Here is a 22,093-nt window from a genome sequence, read left to right on the forward strand (position 1 = left end):
AAAGGAAATACGAGACAAGTAAACAATTAGGGGTGAAACAAATGGGAAAAGAAGTGGCAATTATTACAGGGGCTGCAAGTGGTATTGGACAGGCAATTGCTATTGCTCTATCAGAAAGAAAGATAAGTACAATTCTAGTAGATAAAAATCCATGTACAGAAACGATTCAGCAGCTTACAGGTGATTTCTTTGAACATAATGGTGATATCAATATTGAAGCCTTTATCAATGAGGTCATTACGAATACAATCAAGCATTTTGGCAAAATTGATATTTTAGTAAATAATGCAGGAACGTGCGGTAGAAGTTCATTGGAAACAATGACACTCGAAGAATGGACACGCGATATTTCAACAAATTTACAGAGTACCTTTTTATTTATTCAAAAAGTAGTGTATCCGCATATGAAAGAACAAAAATATGGACGAATTATCAATATTAGCTCTATTTCAGGTATGAATGGCGGTGCTATTTCTGGGAACGAAACAGTAGGAAGATCGGGCCCAGCCTATGCTGCATCAAAAGGTGGCATCATTGCGTTAACCAAATGGGTTGCAAAAGAAATAGGGACCCTTCATATCACGTGTAATTCTGTTGCACCAGGGGCTACTGAAACAGGCATCACAAAAGGTGTCAATTATGAAATTAGCAATCAGCCGATTAATCGTATGGGGCAACCAAGTGAAATAGCTGCTGCCGTTGCTTTTTTAGCAAGTAAAGAAGCAAGTTATATTACGGGGCAAGTGCTTGCGGTAGATGGCGGGTTATATATGTAGGAAGGATGACAATCTATGGAAGCGGGGAAGTAGTGATTAAAAGATTGAAGGTACTAGTTACTCAAATACAATCATTCATAGTTCAACATGATTCATTTACTTCATAAAATAACAGGGTTCTCCTTTTTGAATAGGAGAACCCTGTTTTGTGCATTAGTTTAAGCCTTGGCTATCTTTCCACTCTAAGAATTCATCATAAGTTAATAGTTTATCTAAAATTGTGCCGTCTTCACGGATTTCGATGACACGGTTCGCAATTGTTTGGATGAACTGATGGTCATGAGATGTGAAGAGCATCGCACCTTTGAAGCGCATAAGTCCTTCGTTTAGTGCTTGAATAGATTCAAGGTCAAGGTGGTTCGTTGGTTCATCTAATAAAACAACGTTTGCTGTGGCAAGCATCATTTTAGATAACATACAACGTACTTTTTCTCCCCCTGATAGTACAGAAGGGGATTTCTTTACTTCCTCACCAGAGAATAGCATACGACCTAAGAAGCCGCGTAAGAAGCTTTCTGTTTCATCATCAGGAGAGTATTGGCGTAACCATTCAACTAATGATTTCTCTGAACCTTCGAAGTATTTATCGTGATCATTTTCAAAGTAACTTTGAGAAGTTGTTACGCCCCATTTGAACGTACCAGCATCTGCTTTTCTTTCATCCATTAAAATATCAAGAAGAGCCGTTTTGGCCATTGGATTACCAAGTAAAATGATTTTATCTTCTTTGTTCATTGAAAAGCGAATATCCTTAAATAGTGTTTCGCCTTCATTGCTTGCTGTAAGACCTTCCACTGTTAACACATCGTTACCGATCTCACGTCCAGTTTGGAAGTTAATGAATGGATATTTACGGCTAGAAGGTTTAATGTCGTCAAGCTCGATTTTATCCAACATTTTCTTACGAGAAGTCGCTTGGCTTGATTTCGAAGCGTTCGCAGAGAAACGAGCAACGAATGCTTGTAGCTCTTTAATTTTTTCTTCTTTCTTCTTGTTTTGGTCTGCCATCATTTTTTGTGCTAATTGGCTAGACTCATACCAGAAGTCATAGTTACCAACATATAATTGGATTTTAGAGAAGTCTAAATCCGCGATATGCGTACATACTTTATTTAAGAAGTGACGGTCATGGGATACAACAATAACCGTATTTTCAAAGTTAATTAAGAATTCTTCTAACCATTGGATTGCTTTTAAGTCAAGGTGGTTGGTAGGCTCATCTAGTAATAGAACGTCTGGTTTACCAAATAAAGCTTGTGCTAATAATACTTTGACTTTGTCAGAACCTTCAAGGTCAGCCATTAGCATATAGTGAAGCTCGTCGCCAATCCCTAACCCGTTTAATAATGTTGCTGCTTCTGAGTCAGCTTCCCAACCATTTAGGTCAGCGAATTCACCCTCTAATTCAGCAGCACGCATGCCATCCTCATCAGAAAAGTCTTCTTTTGCGTAGATTGCGTCTTTTTCAGCTTTTACTTCCCAAAGACGTTTGTTCCCCATAACAACTGTATCTAATACATTGTATTCATCGTATTCAAAGTGGTTTTGTTTAAGGACTGATAAACGTTCGTCCTTACCCATTGATACGTGACCTTCTTGCGCTTCAATTTCACCAGAAAGAATTTTTAAAAATGTTGATTTACCAGCACCATTTGCTCCGATTAAACCGTAGCAATTCCCCGGTGTGAATTTTATATTTACGTCTTCAAATAGTTTACGATCGCCATAGCGAAGACCTACATTACTTACTTGAATCATGCAAGTTCCTCCTTTTTTTCACAATGCACCTAGTATATCATGAAATATGTTCCATAGTCTATAAACATTATTAAATCAACGTTTGACGTTATATAAACTATTTACAGTACGAATTACACCAAGATAAATTACCTTAACAGTATGCGTATGATGCAATACATTGAAAACGTATCATCAAAGGCATGCACGCTTGTATGTGTGCTACTGAATCGGTCGTCTCTTTGTATAATTATAGTACATTCCATTTATACTATCGTGTAGGTGAATGGAGGTGTTGACTAATGGAGTATGAATATAAAATGAAGTTTTACTTTGACGAAGGTCGTGAAGAAGATTATAAAATCAAGACAAATATTGAACAAGAAACATTTACAGAAGAAATGTCGAATAGATTCAATGAGAAACCCTGGTATTCATTTACGGAGACAGAAAATTATAAAACGATTTTTATTAGTACGAAAGATGTTTATAAGGTAGTAGTAGAAAAAGATGTTTTAACATTTGATTAATCCAATGTATTTAGTCACATCTCAATCAGGTGTGGCTTTTTATTATGTCTTGAAAGATCGAGTAGGATATAGAAAAAGGAAAGATATTAAAAGGGTTTTCGTTCTTTTAACAGATGCACATATTGCAAGTACTGATTCACCTTGATTTGTTAGCGTAGCATCAAACAGTTGGAGCTGTTTAGGCATTGCTCCTAAGTCAGCAAATATTAGTTTTTCTGTGATTGTGTTCGTGTCATGCAATACTTACAGTACATTAGTGCATATAAAAAAGCCACTTGAAGTGACTTTAAAAAACTATAACCCCGTTGAGTCAAAATAATCTTTTTATCGAATTATTGCGTTGTACTTTTTCTAACAAAATAAAGAAAAATCAGTTGAAACAGTACAACCACTATAAATACAATACCCAAAACTGCGAATGATATCATTTTAATTTCTGGCGTTTGAGCTACTCCTGCAGCATCGACTTCTCTTACTCCTATAAATATTGCTCCAACAGCAAAAATAATTAGCCACACAATATTTATAGCCCACCACATGATTTTAATAATAATCAACCTCTTTCTATAATTGTATTTGGTTCATCACCATAAATTAGAGTTGTTTTCCGTTCCAGCGGGGCACTTTCTAGGGTGCTTCCTGTAATCACTTTGGAGAAACCAGGAACGAAATCACTTAGTACTCTAAAATTCATACGCTCTTTAACCAAATGTCACTTTCGACTATTGGTGACGAATCGCAATCTTTTTTCGTATTTTTCCTTTTATGGTTTAATTATAATTCTTCTTCTTTTTATTGGAAACGAACTTGAGTCGGTGCTACCACTCAGCCTTAAGACTGATTTTCTTATCATTCACAAAATAAATGCAATAAACAGACAACCAAGAGTAGTTATCTGTTCCTTAATCTTAAATATTTCATTTATGTCTGTTTTTTAAATTAGTTCTTGCAAGACTTTGTTATTCAAGCACCCAAAAATCCTCGATATAGTTAGATGACAGCACTTTCTAATCCAATTCTGCGTTAACTCGATAGTACATCATGAAATATGTTCCATAGTCTATAAACATTATTGAATGAATGTTTATCATAAAATTAATGATTTGTCCTAGTTATTTGAAAATTATTGATTAATTCACCAATTTTGGAAATTATTTATGTATAATGAATTTGAAGGAGGGGAATTTTAACAAAAGTCTGACTGTAATGGTAAATGGATTGGCTTGTGACAAATAGCTGAGTTACTTCATTTCGAAATACGTATAGTTATTATGATAAGTATTCTTACATTATTTTCAAACAGACGCAAAAAGAAAGATAGCAAAAAATATACTAGACATAAATAGTAGGAGGAAACAATGAAACTGAAAACAATCGCAGCATTATTCGTTATGCTACTTTTAGCATTCAATTTTGAGGTAGCTGATGCGAGCTCATTTAAAGAAGTTAAAGTTATTACAAGTTCATCTATTGAAGTATATGAAAAACCCGATGCATCCTCAAAAGTATTAGGAACTGTGACAGAAGGAACGCTTGTAACACAAATCAGCGAGGGACATAATGGTACATTTTCACGTATATCCTATCTAAATAAAGATGGGAAAATAGTAAATGGCTATATAGCTGATATTGCACTTGATGATGCTCTATACGGTATTCAGATAGCTAGTTCTAAAAGTGGTTTGGTAGTGAAACAAACACCATCATTGAAAGGAAAAACAGTTGCGACTCTACAACATAAAATGGTTGTGAAAGACTTCGGTTCTGTTGGAAACGGATGGTCATTGGTACAATACGGTAATGTCATTGGCTATGCTACTACAAGTTTTATGAGTGAATCTAAACCAACAACAAAATATGTAGTAACACAAGGTCTTGTTGTTAGAAATATCGCTAGTCCTTCTGGAGATAATATCGGAGAACTTTCGAAAAACGAAGAAGTTTTAGTTCATTCTACAATTGCTGGTTGGTCATTTGTAACAACGCCACTGTACGGAGGTTATGTAATAGATTCACATTTAACTTCTAAAAATCCGTCGGCTAAAACTAGTAATGGTTCAAGTGGCTCATCAACACCTTCAAACGGAAGTAAGTCAAAATATAAAAATTGTACAGAACTTCGTAAGGATCATCCAAATGGAGTAGGTAGCGATCACCCAGCTTATGAAAAAAAGCATGATCGTGATGGAGATGGATGGGCTTGTGAAAGATAATAAAATTAGCTACCTGTAATTGGGTAGCTTTTTTTTGATCAATTATTTAAGTTAATAATGCTCGATTTTTTAAATATATGATTTTCTTCGATAAATACTCAGCGTCAAGCCGATAGCAACGCTTCCTAGGAGCATTGGAAAAAGACCATAGCTAATAAATGGGATTGGCATTGACATAACGGGTACAAGGCCAAATAACATGAATACTTGGTAGACAATTTGTGTTGTTAAAAAGGCAAGCCCACCTATAATTAATAAACGACCATATTCGTTATGAATGAAACCTAGTGTGTGTGCTATACGATAAATAATGAAGCCAAGAATACATAAAACGATTACTCCTGCAATAATCCCATATGATTGTAAAATCGTGAGTAATACAAAATCAGTATGTGCTCCACCCGCAAATGTTTGACTGCTGGAGCCAAACCAAGTGAGGTCCTTCATCGCAGTTGAAATAAATAGTACGTTAGAAGAATCTTCTAAACCTGGTGTAAAGATCGTCTTCATTCGTGCAAGCTGATACGGTTCTAATGGCGCAACCATTAAGTATCCGATAAAAACAACAAATAGAAAACTAAATGCTGCAGTAATGGCTAGCTTGTGCTTACGAGAAAAGCTGCTTGTAAAAAATAATGTGGCAACAATCGCTGTATAGGTACTGAGTAAAGAAATGTCCGATAATCGTAAGTAAAAATATACGCCTATCGCATAAAGAATAAGTAGAAACCATAATGATTTTTTTTGTTTAGCGAAAAGCCCAGCAAAAGAAATTAAAAAGAGAGGCAACGTCATCCAACCTTGAATTTCAAGAGGACCTGCTTTAAAGAAAATTACACCATTGATCGCTTCGTTCCCATTTAAGACAATGAGAAACAAAAGAAATGCAAGTATATACATATGCGTTGAATAGCGCTCTAGCTTGCGAAAATCGAATCGCATTAAGAAAATTGCCACAGCAATGCCAGCAATAACAATAACGAAATTACGTATGATAAAATCTCGTAACGAGAGCTCTGCCGGCAGGAGCGGTAAGAAGCTACACATTGCTGCCAGCACAAATGGAATAACTAGTAGCCAATCGATTTTCGGCTGATGTATCTGATTGAGCGAGATACCAAGTTTCGTTGCATTACCCATTTCAAGCACCGCCTGATGTTCCGCATCGGTATCGTTGTATCCATTTTCCTGCCAAGCCTGCTTCGACTTCGCTAAATGATACGTCAACTCCTTTTCAACCGAATCATGTGCCTCCTTATTGCGAATATGTCCCTTTACGTGTTGAATATAGTCCTTAATCGTTCGCATAGCGTGCCTCCTTCAGTAATTGCTGAATAGAAGGGAGTTTGTGCGTTTCTTTGTTAAGCTTTGTCAATAGCTTGACGCCCTTATTAGAAAGTACATATCGTTTTTCGTTCTCCTGCCATTCACTAACGACTAGCTGCTGTTGTTCGAGGCGATGAAGCATGGCATAAATCATCCCTTCATTTAAATGGACTGTCTGTTTGTTGTTAGTATAAAGTAGCTGCGTGAGCTCATAGCCTGTGCGTGTCGTTTGTAGCATTGATAATAGCATTTGATCAGAAAATTCCTCATGAATGCCTTTACGTATCGCTTCCCGATGTTGTTCTGTAAACTGCACTTTTTTAAAGTGATTTTTCATCGCTTGTTTAAAACGTGTTTCCGTCAAATGGATTCCCTCCTAACGCTTTTTGTAACAAAGTACGTGCCTTATGAAGTCTCGTTTTCACCGTGTTTTTATTCATTGATAAAATACTGGCAATTTCCTGAACCGAATACTCCTCAAAATAATAAAAGTAAATCACTTCACGATACTTAACAGGGAGTGCCATCACAAGGTCAAACAATGCCTCGTCCTCACTATTTTGAACGACCTGTTCTAACAAATTATCCGTTTCCAGTGTTTCCGCTAACACATTCGTTTCGGTAACATCAACGTTTTTCTTGTACCAGCTCTTGAGATAGTCCTTTGAATGATTTATAGCAATACGCCACAACCAAGTCTTCATACTAGCTTTCCCTCGGTAGCTAGGAAGGGCCTTATAGCACTTTATAAAAATCTCTTGTGTTAAATCCTCAGCAAGGGCCGCATCATGTACATATGTATAAACGAGCTGTAGAACTTCTTGACCATAGTCTGTCATTAGCTCCTCAATCACCGAATTTCGTGATAATGCGCTTATTTGAATCGTTTCCTCCATTTTCATCCCTCCTTACCTGTTCATACATTAGACGACTGCCAAATAGTACCGGTTTTGTTTTTATTATATAAAAAATCATCGATACTACTTCATTTTTAATTGAATCGAAGGATAGGCAATCATTTCATAGGATTTTTGATAGGAGTTGCGAGCCTTTGGAAAGTGTTCTAGATGTTTAATGTGAGGGGTACATTAATAGAAGTATGAACCAATGGAAAAAATCTAATAGAATTACCGCCATTAGAGAGGTTAAAGAATCAAAACTATTAGGAAGAGGGGTAAACTTTGAATAATTTTTTCGTTTTTTTGATAATTATTGTATTTATTTGTATAGTCTTTAGTAATAAAATATTTTCAATTGCTAATAGTCCTTCCGAATCTAAGCTTTACATAAATGTTTTTGATCCTAATAGCTTGATGTTTACATTTTATCAATACGACCAGATTCAAAATAAAAGTAAATTATTATTAAGTAAGGAAACGGCAGATTATACTTCTTTCGCTTATACTGAAGGTAATAATAAATTGTATTTTGCAGATGGTATATCAGATCGTACAATACAATTATTTGAAAATGACCTAAATACTAATCAAATGAAACAGTTAACCACTGTATTTAATAACGTTGACTTTATCCAAATAGACAAAGAACAAAAAATGATCTTTATGAGAGTCTTATTAAGAGATGAATTTAAAAATTTTCATATGGCTACCTATAATCTTGAAACACAGAAAATACAAATTTGGGAAGAAGAAAATAAGGATAGAAGTGTTTTAGATTTTAATTATAACCCAAACAATAATCAATTAATTGTAGTATCTTTCTCCCAGGACGAACATCAGAAGAAACTTGACGAGGCTAATAAAAATCAAACCAAATTACAACCAACCAAATACAGTTTAGATATTTATGATATTGAAGGACAAAAAAAGAAACATATAGCGAATGTGGAGAGATTTATAAGTGGAGCATCATTGGCGCCAGATGCTAATTCGGTTATCATCAGCTATGATGAAGCTATAGACAGTCCTATTTCGCATGTTGTAGAAATAGATATTAAATCAAAAAAGGTAAAGCCTTTACTAGATCGTAGTGGTATTTATTCGAAAATTCGCTTCGTAAAATTCGATGAAAAAAAAGAAGGGTTTTTTTTCTTATCTAGTGTGATTGATGAAGAAAAGGGTTATAGTATTTTGAAAATACCTAAAGAGAGCGTACTTTCATACTATGACATTACGAAACAGAAAGTTAAAAATATATGGCGGGCTGAAAAAAGTGTCATTGTAAACTATTCAGCTGATAATTTTTAATGAGTAAAGAGTGCTTAGTACAACGCCCAAATATAAAGAGAGCAATCTAGCTAAATTTTATTTGCGCGAAAAACATTACAAAAATACTCTCCATTGCCCTGAGAAGATGTTTTGGCGTTGTTTAATTAAATCAAATAATTCAGAAAAAACCATTGACTTTAGAAAGTTGTGCCTGTAAAATATTTCAAAATCAATAAAAAAATTCGATGAAAAAGAGAGTAGTTTATGGTGGGACTGGAAAGCGATTTAGGGACGGTGTGAGCCTAATGCAGCAGCCATAAATGAAACGCACTTTGGAGAAGATTCTCGAATGAGTAGTAGAGAATACCGGGGAGTCACCTCGTTAACAACGGAAAGTGGTCATATAATTTGGCAACTAGAGTGGTACCACGGGATAACTATGCTCTCGTCTCTATTTTAGAGACGAGGGCTTTTTTTATCTTCATTCAGCAGAAAACGCTTATCTCTAAAGGTAAGAGATGAAAAGGGGATTTGTTTCTTTATCAGTGAGTTTCCAACTCCATTGAATGAAGCCTTCGGACGCAATTCCATCAAGGCGAAATTGATTATATATTGGGAGGAGAAAAAAACATGCATACACAAATTGCGAAAAGCATTGCTGAGGCATTAAAGAATGAGCTTTCTGTCAACGAAATTCAACATTTACTGGAGAAACCGAAAAAATTGGACTTAGGGGATGTGGCATTTCCATGCTTTATACTAGCTAAGAAATTAGGGAAATCGCCTCACAGTATCGCTTCCGAAATTAAAAACAATATAAGTTGTGAAATAGTGCAAGATGTTCAAGTAGTAGGTGGTTACGTCAATATTTTTTACGATCAGCCGATGATTACAAAACAGGTAATTAGCCGAATAGTAAAAGAAAAAAATTTATATGGAACCCAACAGGAATCAAAAGGAAATGTAGTTTTTGATTTTTCTTCCCCTAATATAGCGAAGCCTTTTTCAATGGGCCATTTACGTTCTACAGTAATCGGTAATGCTTTGGCAAACATTGCCGAGAAAAATGGCTATAAAGCAATTCGTATTAATCATTTAGGGGACTGGGGAACACAATTTGGAAAATTAATCGTGTCCTATAAAAAATGGGGAGATCAACAAAAAATTGAAGCTGCTCCCATAAAGGAATTATTAAAAATATATGTGCAGTTCCATGAAGAAGCGGAGCAGGATGACACACTCAATGAACAGGCACGTGCCGCATTTAAAGCATTAGAGGATGGGGATGAAGGGACATTAGCTCTTTGGCAATGGTTTAGAGATGCATCACTTGTAGAATTCAAGACCATTTATCAACTGCTGGGCATTGATTTTGATTCATTTGATGGGGAAGCTTTTTACAATGATAAAATGGCTGCTGTTGTGAAAGAGCTAGAAGAAAAACAACTGCTAGTGAAATCGGATGGTGCGTATGTCGTTGAATTAGACAATATGCCACCATGCTTAATAACGAAAGCAGACGGTGCTACGCTTTATGCTACCCGTGATTTAGCAGCAGCTTTTTACCGACAAAAACAATATGGCCCTAAAAAGATATTTTATGTTGTAGGAAATGAACAATCTCTCCATTTTAAACAACTATTTAAAGTTATTGAGAAAATGGGCTATAACTGGGCAAAAGACTTACAGCATGTTCCTTTCGGGATGATTCTGCAAGAGGGGAAAAAAATGTCGACGCGTAAAGGCAAAATTGTTTTATTAGCAGATGTACTGAAGGAAGCGATTGCTACAGCGAAGCGAAATATCGATGAAAAAAATCCAATGCTTGAGCAGAAAGATAGCATCGCACATCAGGTCGGTGTTGGTGCAGTCATTTTTAACGATTTAAAAAATGATCGTCTACACGATATTGAGTTTTCCATTGAGGACATGATGAATTTTGAGGGAGAAACAGGGCCATATATTCAATATACTTATGCACGTATTTCATCTCTTTTAGAAAAAGCAGAAGACAACGGTAACGAAGTATTTTGTGAAACATTAGGTGAGCAAGCATGGCCAGTCATTTTATTACTAGAACAGTTTCCCAATGTAATTACCAACGCTTTTGAGCAAGCTGATCCATCACAAATTGCTAAATATGCCCTACAATTAGCGCGTCTATTTAATAAATATTATGCACAAAATAAAGTATTGGTCGATGACAACCAAAGAAGTTCACGATTAGCATTTTGTCAATGTGTATCTGTTGTTTTAAAAGAATCGTTAGCATTGTTAGGAATTGAAGCGCCTAAAAATATGTAGGCACTTCTATATCATCGTTGTAGATGCATTTTCAGTCATTTATTGCCATGAAATTGACCGCAACTAGAAAAAATGGTACAAGGAAATAGTGTGAAATTTAAGGTCTTATCAGCATGTTAGACTTTAGTGGAATTTTTCGAATTATATAGAGAGAAGGTTTTTAGAAAGTATGAAGAAAAAGCAATGGCGTGTTTCCGCGCTACTTGTGATTGTCAGTATTTTTTTCGTTGCACTCAATATGCGGCCAGCAGTCACAGGGATTGGACCACTATTTAATGTACTTTTGGAGTCACTCCATGTATCCAATACAAAAATGAGCTTTTTAACGTCTATTCCGGTGTTTTGTATGGGACTCTTTGCACCATTCGCTGTACCCTTACAAAGGAAACTCGGAACAAAAACAGCGATCACGCTACTACTAATCATCATCGCATTAGCAAATGGGCTACGCTTTTTTAAAGAAAGCTATGGACTACTTGTTGTCACAAGCTTTGCTGCAGGGTTTGCCATTGCGCTTATTGGTCCAATGTTAAATGCCTATATAAAAAAGAAATTCCCGACCCGTTTTACAACAGTTGTAGGTATTTATTCGTTTGGAATAGGAACAGGGGCAACATTAAGTGCAGCACTAACAGTAACATTTTATAATCATTTTCATGAGAGCTGGACTATGGCGCTTGGCAGTTGGGCAGTACTAGCAATGATCGCTCTTGTCATTTGGTTACTGACAATACAAAAAGACCAGGACGAGTTATCAGAAACAGATGTATTGAGTAAAAATGATGCGCGAAATCCATGGAATAATGTTCGTGCTTGGACTATTTTAATTTATTTTGGTTTACAAACATCTTTGTTTTTCTCAATGATGTCTTGGTTAGTACCGATGATACAGGATAAGGGCTATTCACTTGTCGCTGCAAGTTCTATGCTAACTTTTATGTCGATCGTTCAAATGATTGGAAATATCACTGTCCCTATACTAATGGAAAAGTGGGCGAATCGAATGGGTTGGCTTTTCTCTTTAGGAATCCTAGGTATTATCGGCTTTGCACTACTATGGTTAAGTTCAGGTGCTATGTTGTGGATTGCCGTATTAATAATAGGGATCGTTTTAAGTGGCTTATTTCCAATTGGTCTATTGTTACCATTGGACGAGGCAAAAAATGATGAGGAGGCCAATAGCTGGTCATCAATGGTGCTTTCCGGAGGCTTTATGATAAGTGCCATCATTCCTATACTAATCGGTTATTGCTATGATGTGACGGGTAATCATACATTTACCTATGCCATATTTATGCTGTTAATGCTTGGCATAGTAGCTACTACAATTATTCTAAAGAAAAAATAATTTTGAGGCATGCGAGAATTTATGCGCATGTCTTTTTTTTATAAATAATATTTCAAACGCGATTTATAAGTCATTTTTCATAGTAAAGCTAGAAAAGAGTCGTTTTTTATAGGTATAACGAATTGAATAAAAGGGATGAGTAGTATTTTCACAACATGTCTAAACTAATAATATTATTATGTAAACTTGAAACGTATAAAAACCTTGTTTATGATAGAGAAGAAAGATCTTTAAGAAAGTTTTGGTGAACGTATGCGGAAAAAGATGCTCATTCTTGGAGCAACAGCTTTACTATTAACAGGCTGTGAAAATGATTCATTGGCAGAAATGTTTCATACTAAAAAGGCCGAGGTAAAATCGGAAAAAGTTGTTATGAAGAAAGAAGAAAAAATTGTACCAGAAGTAAAAATAGTTGGAGAAAATGGAATCGGTGCAGGCATTATTGTAAAAAAAGAGGATGCGAAGCTTTATATTGTGACAAATGGTGCGCTCGTAGCTTCAAAGCCAGCTGCTCTCGTCCAATTTAATAATAATAAGCTTGTGGAAGCCAATGTGCACTATATGTCTACAGCATATAATATCGCCATTTTAGAAGTTACATACAACGCATCGGTAAAGGTGCCAACTGTTTATAACGGGGAATTAAATCAATTAGCTGTTTTTGTCGATAGTTTACCGCACGTCATTAAAAAATATAGTGACAGAAAAGCAGCTTATTACATAGATGCAGAACAAAACATACCTTTAGGGAGCCCTGTTCTAGAAGCGGAGAGTGGTGAAATTGTAGGCATCTATTTTAAACGCCAGCAAAACGATGTTTCACAGCCGTACATACTGCCATTTCAAGATATTGAGCAGTTTTTAGATGAATGGATTGAAGAAGGTATGAAGACAAGAGACCGGCTATCTCAGTCAAAAAATTTATATCCATATATAGAACAGGGTGACAAAGAAGCCGTCCAGCAAGCGATTGATCGATATGGAAAGAACATTTTTGCTTATAATAGTGATGAAGTAAAACTATTTATAGATACATTTCATAAGCATTTACAAGCAGCTGTTGAGATTTATGATGCTAGTGTAATGAAACCTTTCGCAGGTACAGACGAGTTACAAAGCACACTGAATAATATGGTTGCGTATTACGAATCCAAACACGCGAAAATTCAATTTTCCAATACGACGATTAAAAACATTAAAATGGATGGACAAACTATTGTAGTTCGTGCAAAAACGGAATATGTACTAACGAATGCTGCTGGTCAAGAAGCACTTGCAAATTCTTTGATGGTATATGAAATAAATAAAAATGAACAGGGCGAGTATAAGCTTATTCGTCTAACAACTGAGGAGTGAAAAGTTGGATGGAGCAAGCAAGACAAATGCTACAACATCATTTTGGCTATGATTCATTTCGCAATGGACAGGCACCAATTATAGAGCAAACATTACGAGGTCAATCAAGTCTTTGTGTGATGCCAACTGGCGGAGGTAAATCAATTTGCTATCAAATTCCGGCGTTGATGCTAGATGGGCTCACAGTCGTCATATCCCCCTTAATTTCTTTAATGCAAGATCAGGTAGAAGCATTACGTGCCGCCAATATTCCGGCCGCGTATATTAATAGCACCTTATCTGTACAAGAAGTAAATGAAACGATGCAGCTTGCGAGTGCAGGTTATTTAAAGTTACTTTATATAGCGCCAGAGCGATTAGAGAGTGCAACGTTTTTACAAGTATTAGCGAATTTATCTGTGCCATTGATTGCTGTAGATGAAGCCCACTGTATATCCCAGTGGGGGCATGATTTTAGACCGAGCTACCGAGCAATTCAAAAATTATTTACATTATGGCCCCAAAAGCCTACAGTCCTAGCACTAACTGCAACAGCTACACCAGCAGTTTGTGAAGATATTAGACAATTATTAGAAATTGACGAGCATTCAACGGTGATCACTGGCTTTTCGCGTGATAATTTAGCTTTCTCTGTGTTAATTGGTGAAAATAAAGAACGTTACATTAAAGATTATTTAGTGAAAAATAAAAATGAAGCGGGCATTATTTATGCAGCGACTCGAAAAGCAGTCGACGCCATATATGAGCTTTTAAGTCGTTTGGGTGAATCTGTTGCTAAATACCATGCGGGACTACCAGAGGACATGCGTACGTCAGAGCAGGAGCGTTTTTTAAAAGATGAGGCACGTATTATGGTAGCAACTAATGCGTTTGGAATGGGGATTGATAAGAGTAATGTGCGCTTTGTCATTCATTATCAAATGCCGCGCAATATGGAGAGCTATTATCAGGAAGCAGGGCGTGCAGGACGTGATGGCTTACCAAGTGCATGTATTTTGCTGTATGCATCAGGGGATGTCCAAACACAACGCTTTTTAATTGAACAGACGCAGGATGAAGCTCGCATTACGCAGGAACTAGCAAAGCTACAAACGATGGTTGACTATTGTCATACAGAAGGCTGTTTACAAAATGCGATCTTAACGTATTTTGGCGAAGAAGCAGGGGTGCCTTGTAGTCGTTGTAGTAATTGTAATGATGGACGGGAAGTCAAAGATGTGACAGTAGATGCACAAAAAGTGTTAGCCTGTGTCGTAAGGATGGGGCAAAAATTCGGCAAGACGATGGTGGCTCAAGTGCTAATTGGCTCCAAAAATCAAAAAATGACTGAATTTGGCTTTGCAAGGCTGTCTACCTATGGCATTTTAAAAGGCCAATACTCCTCGAAGGATGTCTCAAGCTTTATAGAATTTTTAATCGCTGAAGGTTTACTGGCCGTTAAGCATGGCACGTTTCCAACTATTTATGTACCTGAGGAAGGCAAGGAAGTGCTAATGGGTAAGCGAACGGTTATGCGAAAAGAAGCGGTTACTGTGCGTAAACTTGCAGACAATGACCCGTTATTTGAGCATTTACGAGTATTGCGTAAAGAGATTGCTGATGAAGAACAGGTACCACCATTTGTTGTGTTCTCTGATAAAACATTACGTGAGCTATGCGACAAAAAACCAATGGAGCTTGAAGGGTTGCGACATGTTAGTGGGATTGGTGAAGTAAAATTCGAAAAATACGGCAAGCGTTTCTTCGATGCCCTTCAGTCTTTTTTGAAAATAACATCAAATAGTTAGTTGAAAGTGATCGAGGAAAAAAGTAAGTGCTTAATTCAAAAGAATTATGCACTTTTTTTCTAAGTAGATGTGAACTTACTCAACTTGATGGCCGAATGCCATGATGTCCTTAAATCAACAAAACAAAAAACCCGGAAAGAATTTTCCGGGCTTGATTCTCACTTACTTATAGTGCTCCATGACACACTGCCTCGCTTCCGCATTGAATCTTAAAATTTTTTAAGAAATCTGTGCTTTAGCTTCATTCAGTTTTGATGGTCCTTCTGAGTTACCGGTCAGCCCCACTCATCGGGTTAACCCTCCTTGTCATTGGATTTGAAGTGAAATCTTTACTAGTATAGACCTTTAATTATTTTTTATACACGTCATTTAAATTTTTCGATTGAAAGAGATAAATTTTTATTCCAATGCTCAGTGATGAACTGATCTCGACCTGACAGCGCACGATCTTTCTTATAATGCTCCGACTCTTTTTTATAATAGTCCTGATGATAATCTTCTGCAGGATAGAACTGTTTGGCATCGCGAATTGTGGTTACAATAGGTTTAATAAAGCGACCACTTTTTGCTAGTTTTTCCTTGGATAATTCGGCAATGCGCTTTTGCTCTTCTGAATAAGTGAAGATGGCCGTCGTGTATGATTCACCACGGTCATGGAATTGACCATAGGCATCCGTTGGGTCGATTTGCATCCAGTAAATATCAAGAAGCTGCTCATAACTAAAAACGCTAGGATCGAATTCGATTTCGACTACTTCTAAATGGCCAGAAGTACCTTTTTTGACATCCTCATAAGTAGGATTTTTTAAATGGCCACCCATGTAGCCAGAAGTAACCTTATGTATACCATCCCATTCAACAAATGGCTTAACCATACACCAAAAACAGCCACCAGCAAACGTTGCTTTTTCAATCATATTGATCATCCTTTCCACTCTATTTTGAAGAAATTATAGCATTATTTTGCTCGTTATTGGCATTTTAGGTGTAAAATAACGAAAAGGTAGTTGATGATAGGCGCAGCAACGTTTAAAATGAAACTTTCCTTACGATGAATCGTTACATTAACTATAAAAAATAGAGGAGTTATTAGTTATGGAAGAGCAAGATTATACAAGACGCTCGCAACGTCCCAAAAAACGTCGATTGCGAAAAGGGAGAGTATTGTTCACATTGTTATTACTCTGTGTCATTGGCGGCGTGGGCTATGCTGTTACGCAATATCAAAATGGGCTAGAATTAGCAAGCGATACAAAGGTAGCTCAGGAGGATTTCAGCGGCGACACAGTAAATGGCGATATTGAAAACTATTTATTATTAGGAATCGATACACGTGGTGAAGAGAAATCACGAACAGATACAATGATGGTATTATCTTGGAACAAGAAAACAAATGATGTCAAACTCGTATCATTTATGCGAGATATTTATGCGGAGATCCCTGGTTACCAATCCTATAAGCTAAACACGGCTTACTATCTAGGTGGAGTTCAATTATTAAAGGATACGATTAGCAATATGTTTGGTCTTCCGATTCATCATTATGCGATTGTCGATTTCAAAAATTTTGAATCACTTGTCGATATTTTAGCGCCAAATGGAGTAAAAATCGATGTAGAGAAGGATATGTCTGAAAAAATTGGCGTTTCATTAAAGCAAGGTGAGCAAAACTTAAATGGTAAGGAATTACTTGGCTATGCACGATTCCGCCACGATGCTGAAGGCGATTTTGGTCGTGTCGCACGTCAGCAAAAAGTTATTGAAGCCTTAAAGAATGAAATATTAGCGCCTCAAAATATAGTGAATTTACCAAAATTCGTTGGTGCAGCACAAGGCTATATAACAACGGACCTTTCATCTAAAGAAGAGGTTCAACAAGTGCTTAAAATGGTGTCTAAAGGTAAAGTCAACATAGAAAAAGCAACGATTCCAATTGAAGGAAGCTTTAGTTACAAATACTTTAGTCATGCTGGGGATTCAATTGTTATTGATGTAGAGAAAAACAAAGAATTTTTACGTAAATTTTTAGGTATTTCTTTGGAGTGATGTTTCGCCAAAGCTAACATTTTCTTGTAAAATAAAGGTATAGGATTTGTATTGGGGTGAGTACATGGAAAAAGAAAGACCAAGAGAGCGATCGAATTTCTTTTCAACGAAGTTTATTCGCTTTTTAGGTGGTAAAAACTTATTTTTTACACTAATTATTTTAGTATTACTTGCGTGCGTTATTTTTATGTTCCAAAAAGTTGCCTTTATATTTACCCCGCTAAAAGTTTTATTTCAGGTAGTAATTCTACCAGGGGTACTTGCCGGTATTGCGTATTATTTATTACGCCCATTATTAGGGCTTTTAGAAAGGTGGCGTATCCCAAGAATTTGGGGTATTTTACTTCTGTATATCGCTGTAATTGGCATATTAACGTTATTAATATTACTTGTCTATCCGTTTTTGCGAGACCAGTTTACTAATTTAGCAAAGGAATTCCCAGAGTATTTTATGGCGTTAACGCAAAATGCGGTTGATTATCTCAATAATTCACGCATTACTGAGTACTTAGATAAAATGAATTTTAATGAAGTAGTGAAGAACTTTACTACGGATATGGTGAAAACAGTAAAAGATACGGCTACCAATTTAGCGCAAGGCGTAGCATCTGGTATTACTGGCTTCGTTTCAACATTAACGGGAATTGTTCTGTCATTAGTGACGGTGCCATTTATTTTATTTTACTTACTTAAAGATGGTGAAAAACTACCGAATTTTATTTTAAAAGCATGCCCACCACGTATGCGTAAAGAAGTACATGAAATTTTCCACGATATGGACAAGCAAATTAGTTCATACATACAGGGGCAAATTTTAGTATCCATGTGTATCGGTTCAATGGTAACAATCGGCTTTTTAATTATCGGTATGAAATATGCTTTATTGCTAGGGTTCCTTGCGATGATCACGAGTGTGGTTCCATACTTAGGGCCAGTCATTGCGATTACACCAGCTGTCATAATCGCTCTTGTAACATCACCGTTCATGCTATTTAAATTAGCCATTGTATGGACAGTTGTACAGCTGATTGAAGGGAAATTTATTTCTCCTCAAATTATGGGTAAATCACTAAGTATCCATCCAATTACAATTATTTTTGTGTTATTAACGGCAGGTTCATTATTTGGCGTACCAGGTGTTATTTTAGGGATTCCAGGCTATGCCATCTTAAAAGTACTAGTGACACATTTATTCAAGCTATTTAAGCAACGTTATAATCGTTATGAAGATGAGGAACAGCAAAAATATGAGGTGTAAGAAGAGACAGTTACTGCGAAAGTGCAGTAACTGTTTTTTTGATTAAAATCAAAGTTCACAAGCTTATTCAACGTGAAGGAATGAAAGCAACTGTGTCATTTTTTTATAGGGGGAGAAGTGTTTGAAGTTAGTCGATTTGTAAAAGTATGTAGTGCATCTAAAAATTTTTCATGTTCTTCAATAAAAGGGAAGTGGTTACTATTTTCAAATATTTGAAGGCTTGAATTTGGCAACAGGTTATGTAGTTCTTCAGAAAATTCAACAGGACACTGAACATCATATTTTCCGCATAAGATTAAAGACGGAACAGGATTATTATTTATGGTTTCACTGACATCATAATAACGTAATTCAGATGAATAAGCTGCCATTCTTGATTTATTAATAGCGACGAATTGCATTTCTTTGTAGTATTCATCAACTTTATCTTTAGAATGAATGCACAACTCGAAGAATTTTTTTGCTGCAGATTCTTTACTTTTCTTACTCATAAAAGGTAACATTTTAAAGAAGATTTTTATCATATCTTTTTTGTATTTACCATTTTCCACATTGAATAAATTGTTTTTAGATCGGTTTATTCTATTTGATACTGCTGTACCACATAAAATAATTTCAGAAAGTTTGTCTGGATACATAGAAAGATAAGTTAAACCTAAAAAACCTCCTGTTGAGTGTCCAGCAAAAGCCCAATTAGAATATTTAAGTTCCTTACGAATACTTTCTAAATCTTTCACAGTTTCTTCCATGCTTAAATCTTTTTTTGATCTAATTTTAGTGGAAGACCCCGTATTTTTTAAATTTACTAATATTACTTTATAACATTCTCCAATTGCAGCGGAATATGGCTCTTTACCAGATAAAAATTCTTGGTATAAATGTGCTATGCAAATTGGGTCTTTGCCTTTTCCACCAATAAATACTTCAAATTCTCCACGATCTGTTTTAATCATTTCTCTCAGCAAAAGACTTCATCCTTTCTTATTTAGAGTGGCAAAAAAATATAGCAATAGCTATAAATACTTTTTAAATGCGTTGTATAGTTTGTAAGATACGAGTTCATGTAGAAGTTGTAAGTTAGGAATATTGCATTTTGGTTGTGGGTTATACTTGAAACATCAATTTTTTTGAAGTACTTTAATATTAAGGTTAGTAATGTTTGGTAAATATTCCACTTTTCTAAGGTTAATTATATCACAAAAATTGGAAATAAACAGTTGGTTCAAATCATGTCTTAACTTATAGGGAGGGCTTTATGGGATATATAAAGGATTTGCGTAAATTAGTTGGAAGTAAACCATTAACTTCTTTCAGCGGGTGTCCAAAAACATTCGCTGAAAGAAGTTAATGCCTCCGGCGGATGTCACGGAATCGGAAAGGAGTGGTTTGTGCAAGCACAAAGCCGATTCCGGACGCAATTATGCCGAGGCATAATTGATTCATATGCGGTGCTTGTGTATTAGTCATCAATAATCTTCAACAAGTTTTATTACAGCTTCGAATAGACAACGGGTGTTGGGGCTTGATTGGTGGTTCAATGGAGCTAGGTGAAACTTTAGAACAAGTCGCCCATCGAGAATTATTTGAAGAAACAGGGCTAACAGCTAAAAATCTAAAATTAAAGAATACTTATTCGGGACAAGAATTTTATTATCAATATCCTCATGGTGATGAAGTGTATCGTAGTTACAGCTTTTGAATGTCAAGAATATAGTGGTTTACTCACTCATGATAGGAACGAGGCAACGATGCTTCAATTTTTCCCTTTAGATGATTTACCCAAAAACATTAGTCCCCCTGATCGACCGATACTAGATGATTACATAGTAAGCTACAGCAAAAACCCTTCCAACAAGTAAAGTTAGAAGGGTTTTCATATTGTTTACGTGTTTATTTTTGTAGGGTTACTTGTACTTGTGCTAATCGATCAATAGCTTCCTGTAACAATTCTTTTGGTTGTACTAAGGCTAAACGTAAATAGCCCTGTCCAGCAGAGCCGAATACTGTACCAGGAACTGTCACAATGCCGGCTTGCTCAATTAGTTTAAAGGCTAGCTCTGTACAGTCAATGTCGTACGGATATTTTGCCCAGACAAACATGCCACCGTCAGAAGGGGCTGCATCCCATCCTAAATCACGTAAGCCGTTCATTAGTGTTTTATGACGTTCTGAGAATGTTTCACGTAAACTTGCTGTAATTTCCTCTGCATTATCAAGCGCTACGACCGCAGCATCTTGAATCGGCTCGAAAATACCGAAGTCTAAGTTTGATTTTAATTGCTTGATGATGTCAATCATTTCAACGTTGCCGGCGATATAAGCGATACGTGTACCCGCTAGGCTAAAGCTTTTCGATAAAGAGTTAATTTCCATCCCAACTTCTTTTGCTCCAGGAGCGGCTAGGAAGCTAATTGGACCATCACCTGTAAAGTAAAATTCAGAGTAAGCCGCATCATGTAAAACGATAATATTGTACTTTTTCGCAAAGGTAATGACCTTTTCAAAGTATGCTAAGGAAGGCATTGCAGGCACTGGGTTTCCTGGTAAGTTTAAAATTAATAATTTTGCCTTTTGTGCAATTTCTTCAGGTACAGCGTCAAGATCTGGTAAATAGTCGTTGTCAGCTGTTTGTGGCATATAGTATGGAGTTGCACCTGCTAAATGAATCCCTGCATCATAGGCAACGTAAGCTGGGTTAGTGGATAGTACGATGTCACCTGGGTCACAAAAGGCGATTGGTAAATGCACTAAGCCCTCTTGAGAGCCAATCGTTTGAATGATTTCAGAAGCGGGATCTAAATCTACATTACTACGACGTTTATAGTAGCGGCTAACGGCTTCATAAAAACGTTGTGTGCCTGTTAATGTATACCCGTAAGATTCTGCTAAACCTGCTCTATAGGATAAATGCTCACGGATTTTAGCGTGTGGGGGAAGGTCAGGGCTACCTAAGCTTAAATCAATCATTGACATACCTTTAGCTTCTTGTTGTTTGGCATGTTTTTTTAAATCTCCGAAAATTGCTGGTGTAAATAAAGACATTTTTTTAGATGGTACGATTTTCAAACTAGTACACTCCTTATAGTTGTATAACAGAATAGTAGTACACATTTTATCATACTAAAACACATAAAGGGAAAGTTATTCTGAAAAAAGAATATATTTAAATAATGGACAAGATGTGTGCGTAGGCTAGCGGAAATAATTTTGCTAATGCTGGAAATAATAATTATGACGGAAAATG

At 36.2% G+C, this 22,093-nt stretch carries 18 protein-coding genes, 1 pseudogene and 1 other annotated feature; of the genes and pseudogenes, 11 read left to right on the top strand and 8 right to left on the bottom strand.

All coding sequences use genetic code 11. The annotated features are described in order from the left end of the window. Nucleotides 1-41: 41 nt before the first annotated feature. On the top strand, nucleotides 42-776 hold the full coding sequence (locus AB9L17_RS12105) for an SDR family NAD(P)-dependent oxidoreductase (RefSeq protein WP_375200717.1): 735 nt from the start codon (nucleotides 42-44) through the stop codon (nucleotides 774-776). Nucleotides 777-929: 153 nt separating this feature from the next. On the opposite strand, the gene AB9L17_RS12110 is transcribed toward AB9L17_RS12105, so the two are convergent. Beyond that, on the bottom strand, nucleotides 930-2,534 hold the full coding sequence (locus AB9L17_RS12110; RefSeq protein ID WP_068984202.1) for an ABC-F family ATP-binding cassette domain-containing protein: 1,605 nt from the start codon (nucleotides 2,532-2,534) through the stop codon (nucleotides 930-932). A 281-nt stretch (nucleotides 2,535-2,815) separates the two neighbouring features. On the opposite strand from AB9L17_RS12110, the gene AB9L17_RS12115 reads away from it, so the two are divergent. Continuing rightward, a complete protein-coding gene (locus AB9L17_RS12115) occupies nucleotides 2,816-3,043 on the top strand; it encodes a hypothetical protein (protein WP_068984203.1) in 228 nt (75 codons plus the stop codon). Between the two features lie 332 nt (nucleotides 3,044-3,375). Here the strand turns inward: AB9L17_RS12115 and AB9L17_RS12120 are convergent, their stop codons facing one another. Continuing rightward, nucleotides 3,376-3,600, bottom strand: coding sequence for a DUF3923 family protein (locus tag AB9L17_RS12120; RefSeq protein ID WP_375200718.1), 225 nt, complete (start codon nucleotides 3,598-3,600; stop codon nucleotides 3,376-3,378). Between the two features lie 801 nt (nucleotides 3,601-4,401). Here AB9L17_RS12120 and AB9L17_RS12125 point away from each other — a divergent pair. Beyond that, nucleotides 4,402-5,256: an excalibur calcium-binding domain-containing protein gene (locus AB9L17_RS12125; protein ID WP_068984204.1), complete on the top strand. Its 855-nt coding sequence runs from the start codon at nucleotides 4,402-4,404 to the stop codon at nucleotides 5,254-5,256. Nucleotides 5,257-5,325: 69 nt separating this feature from the next. On the opposite strand, the gene AB9L17_RS12130 is transcribed toward AB9L17_RS12125, so the two are convergent. The 3 genes from AB9L17_RS12130 to AB9L17_RS12140 are packed head-to-tail and all read right to left on the bottom strand — an operon-like array spanning nucleotide 5,326 to nucleotide 7,478. Continuing rightward, the gene (locus AB9L17_RS12130) at nucleotides 5,326-6,564 is read right to left on the bottom strand and encodes an FtsW/RodA/SpoVE family cell cycle protein (RefSeq protein ID WP_375200719.1); all 1,239 of its coding nucleotides are present in this window, start codon (nucleotides 6,562-6,564) and stop codon (nucleotides 5,326-5,328) included. After that, complete coding sequence (locus tag AB9L17_RS12135) at nucleotides 6,551-6,946, bottom strand: helix-turn-helix transcriptional regulator (protein WP_068984206.1); 396 nt, start codon at nucleotides 6,944-6,946, stop codon at nucleotides 6,551-6,553. The genes AB9L17_RS12130 and AB9L17_RS12135 overlap by 14 nt, the downstream gene beginning before the upstream one ends. Beyond that, on the bottom strand, nucleotides 6,927-7,478 hold the full coding sequence (locus AB9L17_RS12140) for a sigma-70 family RNA polymerase sigma factor (RefSeq protein WP_375200720.1): 552 nt from the start codon (nucleotides 7,476-7,478) through the stop codon (nucleotides 6,927-6,929). The genes AB9L17_RS12135 and AB9L17_RS12140 overlap by 20 nt, the downstream gene beginning before the upstream one ends. A gap of 285 nt (nucleotides 7,479-7,763) precedes the next feature. On the opposite strand from AB9L17_RS12140, the gene AB9L17_RS12145 reads away from it, so the two are divergent. From AB9L17_RS12145 to recQ, 5 genes are all read left to right on the top strand, one after another. Next, the gene (locus AB9L17_RS12145) at nucleotides 7,764-8,789 is read left to right on the top strand and encodes a hypothetical protein (RefSeq protein WP_375200721.1); all 1,026 of its coding nucleotides are present in this window, start codon (nucleotides 7,764-7,766) and stop codon (nucleotides 8,787-8,789) included. A gap of 197 nt (nucleotides 8,790-8,986) precedes the next feature. Next, nucleotides 8,987-9,206, top strand: a binding site (T-box leader). A 174-nt stretch (nucleotides 9,207-9,380) separates the two neighbouring features. Continuing rightward, the gene (gene argS / locus AB9L17_RS12150) at nucleotides 9,381-11,054 is read left to right on the top strand and encodes an arginine--tRNA ligase (protein ID WP_375200722.1); all 1,674 of its coding nucleotides are present in this window, start codon (nucleotides 9,381-9,383) and stop codon (nucleotides 11,052-11,054) included. Between the two features lie 169 nt (nucleotides 11,055-11,223). Then, complete coding sequence (locus AB9L17_RS12155) at nucleotides 11,224-12,402, top strand: CynX/NimT family MFS transporter (protein ID WP_375200723.1); 1,179 nt, start codon at nucleotides 11,224-11,226, stop codon at nucleotides 12,400-12,402. Between the two features lie 264 nt (nucleotides 12,403-12,666). Beyond that, nucleotides 12,667-13,758, top strand: coding sequence for a TcaA NTF2-like domain-containing protein (locus tag AB9L17_RS12160; protein ID WP_375200724.1), 1,092 nt, complete (start codon nucleotides 12,667-12,669; stop codon nucleotides 13,756-13,758). A gap of 8 nt (nucleotides 13,759-13,766) precedes the next feature. Continuing rightward, a complete protein-coding gene (recQ, locus tag AB9L17_RS12165) occupies nucleotides 13,767-15,545 on the top strand; it encodes a DNA helicase RecQ (protein ID WP_375200725.1) in 1,779 nt (592 codons plus the stop codon). A 365-nt stretch (nucleotides 15,546-15,910) separates the two neighbouring features. On the opposite strand, the gene msrA is transcribed toward recQ, so the two are convergent. Continuing rightward, nucleotides 15,911-16,462, bottom strand: coding sequence for a peptide-methionine (S)-S-oxide reductase MsrA (msrA, locus tag AB9L17_RS12170; RefSeq protein WP_375200726.1), 552 nt, complete (start codon nucleotides 16,460-16,462; stop codon nucleotides 15,911-15,913). A gap of 178 nt (nucleotides 16,463-16,640) precedes the next feature. Here msrA and AB9L17_RS12175 point away from each other — a divergent pair, with 178 nt between their 5' ends. Both AB9L17_RS12175 and AB9L17_RS12180 read left to right on the top strand, forming a co-directional pair. Next, nucleotides 16,641-17,591, top strand: a complete 951-nt coding sequence (locus AB9L17_RS12175) for an LCP family protein (RefSeq protein WP_375200727.1) — start codon at nucleotides 16,641-16,643, stop codon at nucleotides 17,589-17,591. 64 nt (nucleotides 17,592-17,655) lie between these two features. Further along, nucleotides 17,656-18,849 carry an AI-2E family transporter gene (locus AB9L17_RS12180; RefSeq protein WP_068984214.1) on the top strand — a complete coding sequence of 398 codons (1,194 nt, stop codon included), beginning with the start codon at nucleotides 17,656-17,658 and terminating at the stop codon, nucleotides 18,847-18,849. A 95-nt stretch (nucleotides 18,850-18,944) separates the two neighbouring features. Here AB9L17_RS12180 and AB9L17_RS12185 read toward each other — a convergent pair whose 3' ends face one another. Continuing rightward, nucleotides 18,945-19,814, bottom strand: a complete 870-nt coding sequence (locus AB9L17_RS12185; RefSeq protein WP_375200728.1) for an alpha/beta fold hydrolase — start codon at nucleotides 19,812-19,814, stop codon at nucleotides 18,945-18,947. A 476-nt stretch (nucleotides 19,815-20,290) separates the two neighbouring features. On the opposite strand from AB9L17_RS12185, the pseudogene AB9L17_RS12190 reads away from it, so the two are divergent. Then, nucleotides 20,291-20,708: pseudogene (locus AB9L17_RS12190) on the top strand (NUDIX hydrolase). Nucleotides 20,709-20,739: 31 nt separating this feature from the next. On the opposite strand, the gene AB9L17_RS12195 reads toward AB9L17_RS12190, so the two are convergent. Then, nucleotides 20,740-21,915, bottom strand: coding sequence for an aminotransferase class I/II-fold pyridoxal phosphate-dependent enzyme (locus tag AB9L17_RS12195; RefSeq protein ID WP_375200729.1), 1,176 nt, complete (start codon nucleotides 21,913-21,915; stop codon nucleotides 20,740-20,742). Nucleotides 21,916-22,093: the final 178 nt, after the last annotated feature.

The organism is Lysinibacillus sp. RS11 (assembly GCF_042019215.1).
Classification (GTDB): Bacteria; Bacillota; Bacilli; order Bacillales_A; family Planococcaceae; genus Lysinibacillus; species Lysinibacillus xylanilyticus_A.